Here is a 15,565-nt window from a genome sequence, read left to right as displayed (position 1 = left end):
TATCTGACTGCAACTTTTATGTATCTTTCAGGCCTGAAATTAACGCATAGGCTCATGTTGGACGAACTAAAGCAGAATAAACGATGAAGAAAGTAGCGGTTTGTTTTTTAATGATGCTGCCCTTTATTGCTTATGCGCAGCCTTGGAAATCAAAGCCCTTCTCAGTTAGTATTTTCAACAATGCCACTTTATTGCCTCCAGCTTCACTTACAGCGGTTTTCAATCAGCCTATTCATCCCGGTCTGGCATTTTCTTATGAATTTGGATGGAAAGAAACCATTAAAAGCCCTATCTTCAGAAAAATCAACACGTTTGACTTGGGCGGACGAAAAGTTTTTACCGGGAAGTGGTTTCAAAACATTGGGCTTAGCTACTTTTACCACCGTTATGTCAATCATGCCGCCCTGCTCACAACACAGGCAGGTTACCGTAGATATATTAAGAAGTTTTCTGCCGAAGCTTCACTACATGCCGGTTACATGCATGCCTTTTTATTAACCGGGCAATTTGTTAAAATGGCTGATGGCTCATGGAGCAAATCCAAAGGAGCCGGCCGTTCGCAATTGATAGCAGGAGCTGGTGTTGGTATCGGATATGATGCAGGCTATCATTATAATATCCGGCGTATTTTCATCAACTATGACTTCAGGCTGCAAATGCCCTTTGTTCGCCATTATGTGCCACTTCTGCCCAACGGATTATTATCTGTTGGTTTACAGTTCAGCCTATTTAAAAACTCAGGTAATCAAAAAATGCCTGTTCAAGACAGACTTGAATGTCCAGATCCTTATTAATTTTTTGTATCTGCATAGTCCATGCATTTCTTTTTCAATCATGTAAAAATGATGAGATTCACAAGCCCGCGTCCATGGATTGCGCGCTTGAAAATGCTGATATTTACCAAACAAATCCCAAAAGCACCCAATATCAATCACTTATAGACACTTACGTTACCAAAGGACTGCCAGGCGTGTCACTTCTGGTGAAAGACAACAGCGGGATTTATATAGGTTCATCCGGAATGGCTGACATAGCCAACCATATACCCATGCAGGCATGCCATGTTTCAAAAATTGCAAGTATCACAAAAATGATGCTTGGTGTAACCATCATGCGCATGCAGGAACGGGGAATTCTTTCAATTGACGACCCCATAAGCAAATACATTCCTGATGATAAGCTTAGAAAGATAAGTAATGGTAACAAGCCTGTTACAATTAAAAACCTGCTTAACCATACATCTGGCTTTTACGAAGTAATTGAAGACAAAAAGTTTTACCTTCAGGTACTCAACAATCCCTCAAAACATTGGACAGCTGATGATTTACTGGCATTTGTCTATAACAAACCTCCCATGTTTTCATTCGGCCAAACCGATACTGCTGCGTATTGCAATACCAATTATTTGCTTCTGAGCATGATTATTGAATCGGCAACAGGTTTGCCCCATGCAGTTGTATTGCGAAATGAGATTATGGACAACCTTTCACTTAATGACACCTATTATTATTGGCATGAGCCATTACCTGAGCAGGGTATCGCGCAGGGATATTTTGATTTATATAACAATGGCAATCTGGAAAATTTAACACAATGGAATACTGGCAGTGGAAATGGGTATGGAGGTGTTTACTCTACGGTATGGGATATGTACAAATTTGCTGACGCGCTTTTTGAACAAAAAACACTGATATCTCAAGCCTCCCTTGATCAGATGCTCGTTTTTCATCATGTTATTGAATCGCGCAAGCTACTTGGCGTCGCTTGCTTTAAAGATTTTATTGATATAGGCAATCAAGAAACTGACTTTGCCTGGGGACATCGCGGGCGGGATTTGGCGTATAGTGCCGATCTTTTTTATTTCCCATATCATCATGCCACCATGGCTCTGATAGTCAATTACGGCACCGATGGCGACAGCCGGCTCCGTCCTGTTTTTAATGAAATGAGGGATAAAATTGCCGAAATAATCGTGAGTGAATAAGATACATTTAATCAAAATGCAACCTTAAATAACCTGAAACACTTACGTCCCTGAATTGTGTAATACTTTTTATTTAGCAGAGCAAAAACATTCAAAATCAGCTACAAAAAAAACTGCTCCATGACCATTGGAGCAGTTTTTCAATTAACCAACTAAAAAAAATACTAATTAAGCAGTATTAAGGTAAAATTACCCGTCAGCCTGTCAGGGATGGCAGATAAGGCTTTTGAATAATTGAGCAAATTCCTGATGGTTGCCTCACTTGGCGAAACATTTACCGGACTTGTCCTTATCTTTTTCAGGTTATATCCGGTTGATTTTGTTTGAATTTGCATTGAGTCTTTTTGCGTAAAGTTTTTGGCCATAGGCTTGTTTAATCTGTGAATAAATCCCGATTTTAGGAATAAACGTTAGCGGAGCCTGATTATTATATCTACTTAAAAAAAAATCAGAAATGCAAGAAAACAAAAACTGCGGAAAGTACACAGACTTTCCGCAGCAAACATGAAAACAGAAATAAAGTTATACGCTTAATGAAATATCTTTTTGCTCAATTAGCTTACGAAGATTGATAAGAGCATAGCGCATACGGCCCAAAGCTGTATTGATGCTGACATCTGTCTGTTCAGCAATATCTTTAAAGCTCATATCTGAATAATGTCTCATAATCAGCACTTCGCGCTGCTCATCAGGCAGAAAGTTGATTAAAGTTCTGACGTCCTGGTGAATCTGTTCACTTATAATGCGATCTTCCGCAGACTCATCATAAATTCTCAGATTATCAAAAATATTGAACGAATCATTCGGGCTTTCAACCGAAGGAAATCTTCTGGATTTTCTGAAATGGTCAATCACCAGATTATGCGCAATGCGCATTACCCATTGAATAAACTTCCCTTCTTCCTTATAAGTACCTGATCTCAGGGTGTGAATTACCTTAATAAAGGTATCCTGAAAAATATCATCAGCTTGCTGCTTATCCTTTACAACCATAAGGATGTAAGAGAATACTTTGTTCTTGTGGCGATGGATCAACTGTTCCAGGCTAACTTCGTTACCGGCTAAATACCTGTTGATTAGCTCCTGATCGCTAACTGGCTGGGCATGCATATTGCCTCCTTTTTGTTAGTAATTAAAAGCGTAGATATTTATCCGATAAGTGCCTCCTATGGGTTGGTTAAAAAAAATATGAACAGTTTCATTGAAAATAAAGGGTTTTAAACCTTCATAAGGGACAAATATACGTTAATAAAACTTACAAAAGCAAGTGCTGCCGGAAAAAAAATTAATTTTGCCGCTTGCGAATAGCATTATCATTTATGGACTACACTGAAAAAGCAGCATTGGATCCCGCTAAATACATCCTTATTAAGGGCGCACGGGTACACAATCTTAAAAATATATCATTGGCCATACCGCGAAACCAGTTCGTGGTTATCACAGGTCTTTCCGGGTCCGGAAAATCGTCACTGGCATTCGACACCCTTTATGCCGAAGGGCAAAGAAGGTATGTTGAAAGTCTGAGCGCCTATGCACGACAGTTTTTAGGCAGAATGAGTAAACCCGAAGTAGAATACATCAAGGGAATTTCGCCCGCTATTGCCATTGAACAAAAGGTTAATACACGAAATCCCCGCTCAACTGTTGGCACTTCAACTGAAATATACGAGTATATAAAGCTGCTCTTTGCAAGAATTGGCAAGACTTACTCACCGGTATCAAACAGTATTGTGAAGCGCGATTCAGTTTCAGATGTTTGCGATTTTCTGCTCAAGCTTCAACCTGACACGAAAGCGATAATACTCTGCCGGCTTTTATTAAAACATCACCGCAATTTAGAAACCCAACTCTCCATTCTGATGCAGCAAGGATTTAGCCGTATTATGAAAAACGGGAACATCCTGCGCATTGATGAACTGCTCAAACAACCTGTTGATGAAACAGCAGACTATATGCTTGTCATTGACAGGGTTTCTATAAGACCTGATGACGAAGATTTACATTCGCGATTGGCCGATTCAGTGCAAACAGCATTTTATGAAGGCGAGGGCGAATGCATTTGCGATATTGAGTCCGATACATTAACCAAGCGGCATTTTTTCTCTAATCGTTTTGAAGCTGATGGCATTGCTTTTGAAGAACCTTCTGTCAACCTTTTTAGCTTCAATAATCCTTTTGGCGCCTGCAAAACATGCGAGGGCTTTGGCAGCATCATTGGAATTGATGAAGATTTGGTTATTCCTAACAAAAGCCTGTCAGTTTACGAGGATGCCATCGCCTGTTGGAAAGGTGAAAAATTAAGTGAATGGAGAGATGAACTGATAAATAGTGCCTACAAATTTGGATTCCCGGTACACAAACCATGGTACGAACTTAGTGATGAGCAGCGGCAACTTGTCTGGAGCGGAAACAAGTATTTCGGAGGGCTAAATGCCTTTTTCAAATTTGTCGAAGAACAAACTTACAAAATTCAATACAGAGTAATGCTATCGCGATACAGAGGTAAAACCATTTGCCCTGACTGTAAAGGCACCCGATTGCGAAATGATGCAAACTATGTGAAAATTGACGGTTATTCAATCAGTGAATTAGTTTTAATGCCTGTGAGCGATTCTCTTGATTTTTTCAAAAACCTGAAACTCAGCGATCATGATCAGGCTGTTGCCAAAAGGCTTTTGGTTGAAATCACCAACCGCCTTGGATTCTTGTGTGATGTCGGGCTAGGCTACTTGACACTCAACCGGCTTTCATCCTCATTGTCGGGTGGAGAATCTCAGCGTATAAACCTGGCTACTTCTCTCGGCAGCAGTCTGGTGGGTTCAATGTATATTCTGGATGAACCAAGTATTGGATTACACCCCCGCGACACACACCGGTTGATTAAAGTACTGGAAAAGTTAAAAAAACTTGGAAACTCAGTTATTGTAGTAGAGCATGACGAAGAAATAATGCATGCAGCTGACCATCTTATAGATATAGGCCCGCTTGCCGGTGAAAATGGCGGAGAAATCATGTTTGAAGGCCATTTCGACGAATTAAAAGACGAGCAAAATAGCCTGACGGCACAGTATCTTACAAACAGGATGCAAATCAACACGCCTCTTAAAAGACGAAAATGGAGAGACTACATTGAACTTTCGGGAGTGAGAGAAAATAATCTCCGGGGAATTGATGTAAAATTCCCCCTGAATGTACTTGTGGCAGTTACAGGAGTAAGTGGCTCGGGTAAAACATCTCTGGTCAAAAGAGTTCTTTACCCAACGCTCAAGAAAATTTATGGTGGATATGGTGAACGTACAGGCAAATATGACAAACTATCAGGAGACTACATCAGACTTTCTGATGTCGAGATGGTTGATCAAAATCCAATTGGACGCTCCACCCGATCAAACCCTGCTACTTACGTGAAAGCGTATGATGAAATAAGAGGATTATTTGCCGACCAGGCGCTTTCAAAAACCAGAGGATATAAACCCGGCTATTTTTCCTTCAATATTGAAGGAGGACGTTGTGAGGAATGCGAAGGCGAAGGGGTTGTTCAAATTGGCATGCAATTTATGGCCGATATTCATCTAACTTGCGAAAGCTGCAAAGGCAAACGTTTCAAGGAAGAGGTTCTTGATGTAACCTATAACAACAAAAACATTTCTGACATCCTTGCACTTACCATTGATCAGGCCATCAAATTTTTCAGCGAGAATGCCAAATCAAACAACGCCGAAAGCCGGATTGTAGCCAGATTGCAGCCTTTGGCCGATACTGGGCTCGGATACCTGCGCATGGGGCAATCATCCGACACGCTGAGCGGCGGAGAAGCCCAACGCATTAAGCTTGCCAGCTTTCTTGTAAAAGGCGGAGCTGAGAAACCAACCCTTTTTATTTTTGACGAACCAACAACTGGGCTTCATTTTCACGACATCAACAAGTTGCTTGCATCATTTAACGCCCTTATCTCTAAAGGCCATAGCATTATTGTTATTGAACACAATATGGATGTGATTAAGTGTGCCGATTGGATTATTGACCTTGGCCCGGAAGGAGGCAATGAGGGTGGAAAACTTATTTTTGAAGGAACACCTGAAGATTTAATCGCGGTGGAATCATCTTTTACCGGAAAATATTTAAAAGAGAAACTGCCTCCCAAATAAATTCATGAGTCCTTTTTGAGCCGGTTACATTGCTGAAATTTTCAGAAAAACTGAGAATTAACCATTGTAAAAATCAATCAATTATTTGTATGAATATCCTTATCTTCAAGCATATAACAGACGAACCTGCAGGTTTCGCCGAGCAATGGGCAATTGAAAAAGGCCATCAAGTTACTCACCATTATTGGAGCAGCGACAATATCCTAAGTATGATGCCCGACTTTGATCTCTTAATTATTATGGGAGGAATGATGGGCGCTTATGAAGAGGAAACATATCCGTGGCTGATTCAGGAAAAAAAAATAATCAGGGAAGCAGTTAAATCAAATCGTAAAGTACTGGGCATATGCCTGGGAGCTCAGCTTATTGCTTCGGCGATGGGGGCTCATGTATACAAAAATGTTCATAGTGAAATCGGGTTTCACTCCATTCAACCAACTACTCATCAACTTAGCCGGGAATGGTTTTCAGGAATATCCCAGGGAGCTGAAATGTTTCAATGGCACGGCGACACATTCGACTTACCTGAAAATGCTCACCTTCTGGCATCTTCTGAGCACGTAAAACACCAGGCCTTTGTTATTGGCAACAATACCATAGCGCTGCAATTCCATCCTGAAATGAATGAACACATTGTGGAAGGCTTGATTCACAGCGCTTATAATCAGGAAAGCCCATCGCCGTGGAAGCAAAGCACTGAAATAATCAAACAAAAAATGCAATGTGTACAGTTTGGCAAACAGTTTCTGTATCAGCTACTTGACAAGCTAACTGAGCTATAAATCCCTTCCAATCCCTACACCTTAACATACCGGTTTTAATTCACAACCAAAACAGTGTACTTCGTTAATAATCATGCTTTTAACAAATTACACCAACATGCCACAAAAGGCAAGTTCCAATGAACGTAAAATTATTTTCACCTTTGATAATTACATTTTCTAAAAACGGCTATTAACATCTGATACAACACTATTTTCAACTCTTACAAAGAAAATTTTGCCGTATAAAAATAAAAATTACTATTTTAGTACTTTCCCAAACAGCTTAACTCCGGCTTAGCAGTTAAAAAGGAACTTCACATTATACACCTATGGAAAACAAGGCGTTACACAACGAATCTGGAAAATCAGTTGAGCAACTTATCCAGGAAAATCAGAAACTTCAGGACATTGTTAAACGGCTTGAATACCTGAAACAACAGGAAGAAGATCTGATTAGTGCCAAAGAGGAAGCTGAAAGGGAAAATAAGATGAAATCTGATTTTTTGGCCATGATGAGCCATGAAATCAGAACACCAATGAATGGGGTAATCGGAATGACCAGCCTATTGCTGGACACCAGCCTCACTGTTGAACAAAAAAACTACGTTGAAACCCTCAGAATAAGTGCTGATAATCTGATGACTATCATCAATGACATCCTTGACTTCTCAAAAATTGAGTCAGGAAAAATGACATTGGAAGAGGCTCCATTTGAACTGAGGAATTGCGTTGAGGATGCCCTTGACATATTCGCCCAAAAAGCCATTGAAAAAGGTTTGGATTTGCTATACCTGATTCAACCCGATGTATCCCCTTTCCTGGTTGGTGATATTACCCGTTTAAGGCAGGTTCTTATCAACCTGATTAACAATGCCATCAAATTTACCGAAGAGGGAGAAGTCTTTATCTCTATTGAAAAAGTCAAAGAAACCGACAGTTATCAGGAACTCAAATTTTCTATCAGAGACAGTGGTATTGGAATAGCCAAAGAGAAAATTGAAATGCTCTTTGAAGCATTTACTCAGGCTGACTCATCTACCACTCGCCGCTATGGTGGCACCGGATTAGGCCTTGCCATAGCCAAGCATCTGGTAAATCTTATGGGTGGTCGCATATGGGTTGAAAGCGAGATAGGAAAAGGCTCTACCTTCTTTTTCACCATCCAATTGCGCACTTCAGGAATTGGCAAAACAAAGCTTTATGTACGTGGCCAAATTCCTGAACTTAAAAGCAGCAGGGTTTTAATTGTTGATGACAATGAAACCAATCGCCATATCTTTACGCTTCAGTTTGAATCATGGGGAATGATTCCGGTAACTGCAAAATCAGGACCCGAAGCACTGGTTATCATTGAAGAAGACGATGAACCGTTCGATTTGGCTGTGATTGACATGCAAATGCCATCTATGGATGGACTCGAGTTGGGTAAAGCAATCAAAGCACTGCCTTTTAAAGGCGACATCCCTTTAATTATGCTTACTTCTCTCGGGAAAATAAGCAAACTGCCGGGTGAAGTATTTGATGCGCAACTTTCAAAGCCCATTAAACTGGCCGAATTATTTGAAGAAGTGCTGAGAGTTATTGCAGAAGCCAGAAATCGCAGAAGCAATCTTGCTGACCATAATATTGATAAAAATCTTTCGGCCAAATTACCTATGCGTATCTTACTTGCCGAAGATAATATCACAAATCAGGACCTTGTAATTACGCTTCTCAGCAAAATGGGATACAAAATTGACGCTGTTGAAAACGGGAAAAAGGTGCTTGAAATGATGGAGCGAAAAAAATACGATATCATTCTGATGGATATTCAAATGCCTGTGATGAATGGCATGGAAGCAACAAAAATTATTTGCGAAAAATATCCTGAAAACGAAAGGCCTAAAATTATTGCCATTACAGCCAATGCCATGCCCGGCGATCGTGAGCGGTATTTAAATGCAGGTATGGTCGACTATTTGCCCAAACCTATAAAATTTAAAGATGTTCAGTCGGTTCTGATTAAATGGGGCAAGAAGAAATCAGCAAATCCAGTTTAAAGAAAAAGTCCGGTAACCCGGACTTTTTCTTTTAAAACTGATGGCTGCACATTTTATTATATAAGCAACTGTTTTCTTAAAAGGACATGCAAAATTGCCGAACAGATTACTGATTGTGCAATCAAATTATGTCCCTTTCCCCTTGGTAAGTATGTCTATTTCTTTGTCCAGTTGCTCCCAATCACCAAAGTTTAGTCTTTCTGCGAATACCCTTTCCTTCCCTCTTACCATAAGCGCAACGGCCATAATTGCACTGCTTATCAAAATAACATACAAAAGAATTCCTTCGTTAAAATAGTGACTCTGCCATTTTTCAGGAATACTGAAAAACAGCAAAATCGTAATCAGGCCTCTGGGCGACACAAACAATTCGGGCCTAACACTTTTTACAGCAAATATTTTAAGGCTAAGTAACCGAATCAGATAAATACCTGCAATAATGATTATGCTTATAATAACCGTTGATTCATCAACCATATGATTTAGCTCGAGCGTCATTCCAAAAATCACAAAGAAAAAAGTCCTGACAATAAAGGCTGATTCCATGGTGAGGATATGAAAATACTCCTGAACTTTTTTCAGTGCTTCAGGATTGATTAACTTTTTCAGCTTTCCCTGAAAAAACAACTTATTGTTGTTCAGAATTACGCCAAAAACCAGAATCATAATCAAAGAAGAAAAGTGGAATAATTTTCCAACTGCATAAAGCAATACAAGCACCGCAATTAGCAAAAACAGTTTAACCTGCGATTGAAGTCTGTCAAGCAGCATAACCATCAAATAGCCAATTACAAATGAGAGAATAATTGTGATACCCACATTGAATGTGATTCCAAAAATTACATCTTTTACCGAAGGTTGATCTACGCTTCCCAGTAAATAGAAAAAAATCATAATACCCAGAATGTCAGAAAAAGTACTTTCGTAAATCAGAAACTCTTTTCGTTTTTTAAGAAGTCCGCCAACACTTGGAATCACTATTGCACTGCTTACAACCGACAATGCCACTGCATAAAGCATTGCCGAAAAAATACTTTCCATCAAGAAACTATGTAAAATCCATGTAATAAAAGCAATACATGCAGCTAAAGAAAACATTGCCAGAAAAAAAGACTTCAGAATCAAAGGGAGTTTTTCCCTCTTCAGTTCAAGCTCCAGCGCAGCCTCAAGCACAATCATAATGAGCCCGACAATACCAACAACTTCAAGAATATTCATCAACCTTGCCCCAGTGGCAATTCCCAATTCATTCAACCCATAATGAATTCCTATCCCCATAATTATGAGCAACAAAACACTTGGAATACTGAACAGCTTTGACACCCAGTTAAAAAAATGTGATAAAATAAGAATAAGGCACACTGCAATTACTTCGACATAAGGATTGAGTAAGTCCATGCTTTAAATTGTATTATTTTTGTTAAAAGTATAATATTTTTTATAATATTGTATAATGTCGGCAGGCTTTATCAGCATTTTCAACAGAATAGCGCCTTAAAACAATACAAAATGGCTAAATCGAAAAAGTTCGGAACTTTCGGAGGTGTTTTTACCCCTTCAATTCTTACAATACTCGGGGTGATTATGTACATGCGCCTGCCAATGATTGCTGGTGAAGCCGGGCTGTTTGGCACCCTGGGAATTATATTTATAGCCCATTTAATCTCTATAACTACAGGATTAAGTGTTTCATCAATAGCAACCGATAAAAAGGTTAAAGAAGGTGGAACCTATTACATTATTTCGCGAAGTTTAGGACTGCCCATAGGCGGAACACTGGGACTTGCCCTTTTTGTTGGATTATCGTTCAGTGTCAGTCTTTATTTAATAGGATTTTCCGAAAGTTTTCTCGGATACCTGAATCTCCCGATGGATATTTACCACATAAGAATCACTGGAACTATCATACTGGTGGTTGTCACCATAATTACATTTATAAGCACATCGCTGGCTATAAAAGCGCAATACCTGATAATGGCGGCCATTGCCCTCTCTTTATTATCCATTCTATTCGGGAATCATGATATGGCGCCTGCAACGCCTAATTTGTTCGGCAACGGCAGCGGGGTGCCCCTCATGGTTCTGTTTGGTATCTTTTTTCCGGCAGTTACAGGTTTTGAAGCGGGTGTTTCAATGTCAGGCGATTTAAAGGATGCCAAAAAATCAATTCCATTGGGAACCATTTCTGCCATTGCCATTGGGTTGGTTGTATATATTATCCTGGCTTTCTTCTTTGCTTATACTGTTGATGGGAATATGCTGGCTACTGACAGCAAAGCTTTATTCAAAATTGCACTTATTCCTGAGTTAGTCATTGCTGGAATATGGGGCGCAACCTTAAGTTCTGCATTGGGAAGTATTTTAGCCGCTCCCCGCATACTGCAATCAACAGCCATTGATAAAATCACACCACGCATTTTTTCAATTGGCACCGGCGCTGCCAAAGAACCCCGCAATGCATTGCTCCTCACTTTTGCTATCGCAGAAATGGGCATTCTAATAGGCGAATTGAATGTTATTGCCCGGATAGTATCCATATTTTTTATAACAACTTATGGATTTTTGAACCTGAGCGCGGCTTTTGAATCTATTACCAGTGCCGATTTCAGACCATCCTTTAAAACACCCGCCTGGGTTAGTATCATTGGGTCACTCGCCTGTATACTGGTCATGATTCAACTCGATTTCCCGGCTATGATAGGAGCCGTTGTTATATTAAGCCTTTTGTTTTTAACCATTAAAAGACGACAACTTGTACTTGAAACAGGTGACACCTGGAGCAGTGTTTGGCTTACGGTTGTTAAAGCCGGCATATTACGGCTCAATAAATCATCCATTCATCATCGAAACTGGAGACCCAATATTATCCTGTTCAGCGGCGCCGAAGAAAACAGACCATATCTTTTAGAACTTGTGAAAGCTTTTAGTGGCCGTTTGGGGATGTTTACCGCCTTTGAAATGATTAAAACGGACAAAGACAATCTTAGAAAAGATGTTCGCCTGCTATCCAGTGCAAATCATCAGGATGGATTTCAGATTCATCAGCACACGTGCCTTGACATTTATGATGGAATGAATGAAATCTCAAGAATGTACGGATTTTCAGGCATTGAACCCAACACCATTCTTATGGGATGGAGCAAAGACCTTAAAAACAAATCAAATTTTCTGCAGCTTATCAACAATTATAGAAAAAGCAACTTCAACACCATTTATTTAAACTACAACCATTTAAAAAAAACAGGCAATAAAAAGACTATCGATGTTTGGTGGAATGGAAAAGGAAGCAACCTCACTTTTACCATTTTCCTGCTCAGACATTTCACCTCAAGCGGAGAATGGAAAGACGCTCATATTCGTCTTTTAATTATTAACAATCAGCACATTACAACCGAATACATTTACAAAAACATCCAGGAAATACTAAATAAATACCGGATTAGTGCCGAAATTAAAGTCATTAACAACAGCATTGATACTTTGCCCGACAATGAAATTATTTGCCGCGAATCAATCAGCACTGATATCACTTTTATTTCTCTTTCTGAAGACCAATACCTGCATATAAACCAGACTTACGATGATGTAAATCTGATAGCTCAAACGTTGGGGACCTTCTTTCTGATTCACAGTTCGGATAGTTTTGAAGAATTTGATATTTACCGCGAAGCCACAATAATTCCCGGTGAAAATAATATTCAAACATATAAAACCGACAAAGAACTTCCGAATCTGATTCCGTCGAAATATAGCATCATCAATGAAAACATTGAAAAAACAGACATAAACGGCCAGAAAGTACTCACTCTTTTTTATGAAAAAACCTTTGCGCCCGTTTATGCAGAAATTTTGAAGCTGGCAGAAGAACTACAATCAGCCTCATTAACTGTATTTGCACAGCTGAACAAACCAGCTTTAACTGAAAACTCCTACAAAAAAAACAAAACAATAATCAGGCTTAAAAACGACTATTTCTATAAAACCAACAGAATAATTACTGAATTGGCCTCTATAAGGCTTGACATTCTTCAACAAAAACTCGGGCAAGGTATTGAATGGTACATCGATCGCCTTGAACATGACATTCAAAAATACCCGCTTTACCTGGAAATCCCTTACAACAAACAGGAACTAAAAATTAAAACAAACGATTCCGTCAGGATGAGATGGTTTAAATTAAGAAAACGCATTATGCACCCGTTTTCTGGTAAAACCATTCCCGGAAACATCAGATATTATGAAATAGCAAATTACTATTTAAGAAACAACCGCCATTATTTCCTTTCGGCTTTTCTCGACAAGTTTAAGAAAGATTTGTTTACTCAGCTTTCTGCCGGAAAGACATACATTATTACAATTGACCATATGCTTGAATCTCTTCTAGCCAAACCTTTTTCAACTGAAGAAATTGCAAACATCATAAAAACAAGTGAAAAAGAAAATGCACTTAAAGCAGAACAATTGAAATCGGCCATTATGGAACGCGGTGAATTAACACGAAACCGACTGATGTTCGAATTTCGTAAGAATCTCCAGCTTATGTGCAACGACATGAGTAAAGCTGACATCAATTACAGAATTAGAAGAAAACATAGAAACAGAAAATATTATGAAAAACTAAAAATCGGAAATGCTCAATTTGCCTCCGAATGGCACACAGATACACTTCATCAGCTTAACAGGATTTACATGGATATTCTGCTTCAATCACTTAAAAGCAGAATCAAGGACAAACTCAATGATTTAAGCCTGAACATAAGTCTGCAGCTCGACAACAACCTCAGAAATGACTTACAAACAATCAGGCTCAATCTTGAGAAATCAGGTTCAAACCCTGAATTAGTTCCACCATTATCTCTTGGTATTTCATCTTTCGATGAAAATGTAACATTTATGGTTGACTTTGACAGGCTGGGTGAAGAAATTGTGAAACTATCAGAATCGTTGCCCGAAAATCTTACAATTCCGTATTATGACCATTTACAGGAAACCAAAAACAGTGAACTAAACACCATAGATGTACCATTGCGGAAAATATCGCGCTTTTATATTGAATCAAGATTCATCGGCAATACGCACGATCGGTTGGAAAAAGAAGCCACCAAATTAAAAAGCGCCATTTTTGTTATTCAGGATCTGCTAAACCTGACCCGTTTCAATCTGGATAATATTCAAATTGACAGCGAAGACAGGGCCAGCCTGATGGCTCCTGTTATTTCTGACGCCATAAAAAACATTCAAAAAGAGGAGCAGGCTATTATTCAAATAAAAAACTCGATATCTGAAATCATTCACCATTCACTGGATGAAGTTTTTGAGCACCTTTCCGTTTATAAAATGCCGGTGACCGTTTCGGAATATTCCCGGTTTATCAGGGCTCATCAAAGCAAAATTGTGAGAAAAACTTTCAGTAACTACCTGCATTTTATGGGCAAATCGATGACGCATCTTATTGCCTGGGGTTTTTATTCAAGAAGCGAAGGTATATTGCTCACAAAGAAAATCATTGAAAACGAAAATGTAAGTTCAGTCAATCAAAAAATCCTGGCATTTGTTGAAAATGTCAGCCCTGAACAAAAAATACTCAACAAGCTTCCTCAGTATTACCGTAATTTATTCAGTTGCCAGTCAAGTATCAATGAAGATTTCTGGATTAAACGCGAAAAAGATGAAGCACTTTTTAAAACCGCACTAAGACGATATCAAACCGGTAATTATGGCGGAATTATCATCATTGGAGAACAAAACTCAGGAAAAACTGCTTTCTGCAGAAACATAACCGGCAAATTATTCAGAAAAGAAAAAGCATTCCATCTGTTTCCGCTTCAGGAAGGGTCAAGCATAATCAACGATTTCCTGAATGAACTGCAAAAAGTGACTAATATACAGGGTAGTTTATCAGAAATTATAGAAAACCTGCCGGCTGAAAGCACTATAATCATTCACGACCTCGAGCTCTGGTGGAATCGGTCAGAGTCAGGTTGGGAAACAGTTGAATTTATTGCAAAAACAATTAACCAATACAGCAGCAAAGTTCTGTTTGTTGTGAATACGAACCCGCACGCATTCAACCTGATGAATAAAGTTATCAATCTGCAGAATGAATTTATTCAGGTAATTCCTCTCATGCCGTTTGACTCAAGAGATCTACAGGAAATGATTATGCGCCGGCACCGATCAAGCGGACTAAGATTCAAAATTGGCAGCCATGAAGAAGAACAACTATCAGAAATAAGGGCTGCCCGCTTGTTTAATAAATACTTCGACTATTCAGAAGGAAATCCGGGTACTGCTTTATTGGGCTGGATGAGTAACATTCAAAAAATCAACGATCAGACTATTCTGATTCAACAACCTCATATCCCTGAAATACGGGTACTTTCAGAAATGAACGATGATTGGAAGACACTTCTTGTTCAAATTATTATACATAAAAGATTAACCAGAAACAGAATTGCTGGTATCTTTCATTCTGATGAAGCAAAGTCAGATGAAATAATCAATTCATTATGGCGAACCGGACTGATTGAGCAAAGACAAAAGGATATTTTTGTCATTAATCATTATATTGAGCCACACCTTTTAAAGGTATTCAAAGCTGAGCATTTATTGTAATTGCCTCTGTAATAA

General features: G+C 39.1%; 9 protein-coding genes. 6 read left to right on the top strand and 3 right to left on the bottom strand.

All coding sequences use genetic code 11. The features are described 5' to 3' along the window. Window positions 1-83 precede the first annotated feature (83 nt). Both H6541_12885 and H6541_12880 read left to right on the top strand, forming a co-directional pair. Window positions 84-794, top strand: a complete 711-nt coding sequence (locus tag H6541_12885; protein MCB9016677.1) for a hypothetical protein — start codon at window positions 84-86, stop codon at window positions 792-794. 74 nt (window positions 795-868) lie between these two features. Continuing rightward, window positions 869-1,984: a beta-lactamase family protein gene (locus H6541_12880; GenBank protein MCB9016676.1), complete on the top strand. Its 1,116-nt coding sequence runs from the start codon at window positions 869-871 to the stop codon at window positions 1,982-1,984. Window positions 1,985-2,148: 164 nt separating this feature from the next. Here H6541_12880 and H6541_12875 read toward each other — a convergent pair whose 3' ends face one another. Together H6541_12875 and H6541_12870 are read right to left on the bottom strand one after the other, a co-directional pair. Continuing rightward, complete coding sequence (locus tag H6541_12875) at window positions 2,149-2,349, bottom strand: hypothetical protein (GenBank protein ID MCB9016675.1); 201 nt, start codon at window positions 2,347-2,349, stop codon at window positions 2,149-2,151. A gap of 157 nt (window positions 2,350-2,506) precedes the next feature. Continuing rightward, window positions 2,507-3,094: a sigma-70 family RNA polymerase sigma factor gene (locus H6541_12870; GenBank protein MCB9016674.1), complete on the bottom strand. Its 588-nt coding sequence runs from the start codon at window positions 3,092-3,094 to the stop codon at window positions 2,507-2,509. Between the two features lie 209 nt (window positions 3,095-3,303). Between H6541_12870 and uvrA the strand changes: the two genes are divergently transcribed. From uvrA to H6541_12855, 3 genes are all read left to right on the top strand, one after another. Next, entirely contained in the window at window positions 3,304-6,132 is a 2,829-nt protein-coding gene (uvrA, locus tag H6541_12865; protein MCB9016673.1) for an excinuclease ABC subunit UvrA, read from the top strand. An 89-nt stretch (window positions 6,133-6,221) separates the two neighbouring features. Next, the gene (locus H6541_12860) at window positions 6,222-6,914 is read left to right on the top strand and encodes a gamma-glutamyl-gamma-aminobutyrate hydrolase family protein (GenBank protein MCB9016672.1); all 693 of its coding nucleotides are present in this window, start codon (window positions 6,222-6,224) and stop codon (window positions 6,912-6,914) included. A 311-nt stretch (window positions 6,915-7,225) separates the two neighbouring features. Beyond that, window positions 7,226-8,935, top strand: a complete 1,710-nt coding sequence (locus H6541_12855) for a response regulator (protein ID MCB9016671.1) — start codon at window positions 7,226-7,228, stop codon at window positions 8,933-8,935. A gap of 126 nt (window positions 8,936-9,061) precedes the next feature. Here H6541_12855 and H6541_12850 read toward each other — a convergent pair whose 3' ends face one another. Beyond that, window positions 9,062-10,333, bottom strand: coding sequence for a cation:proton antiporter (locus tag H6541_12850; GenBank protein ID MCB9016670.1), 1,272 nt, complete (start codon window positions 10,331-10,333; stop codon window positions 9,062-9,064). 111 nt (window positions 10,334-10,444) lie between these two features. On the opposite strand from H6541_12850, the gene H6541_12845 reads away from it, so the two are divergent. Then, entirely contained in the window at window positions 10,445-15,550 is a 5,106-nt protein-coding gene (locus H6541_12845; protein ID MCB9016669.1) for an amino acid permease, read from the top strand. The last annotated feature ends 15 nt before the right edge of the window (window positions 15,551-15,565 follow it).

Source organism: Lentimicrobiaceae bacterium, assembly GCA_020636745.1.
In the GTDB taxonomy this organism is placed as follows: Bacteria; Bacteroidota; Bacteroidia; order Bacteroidales; family Lentimicrobiaceae; genus Lentimicrobium.
The sequence above is the reverse complement of the archived record's forward strand: the minus strand, read 5'-3'. Positions and strand labels throughout refer to the sequence as shown.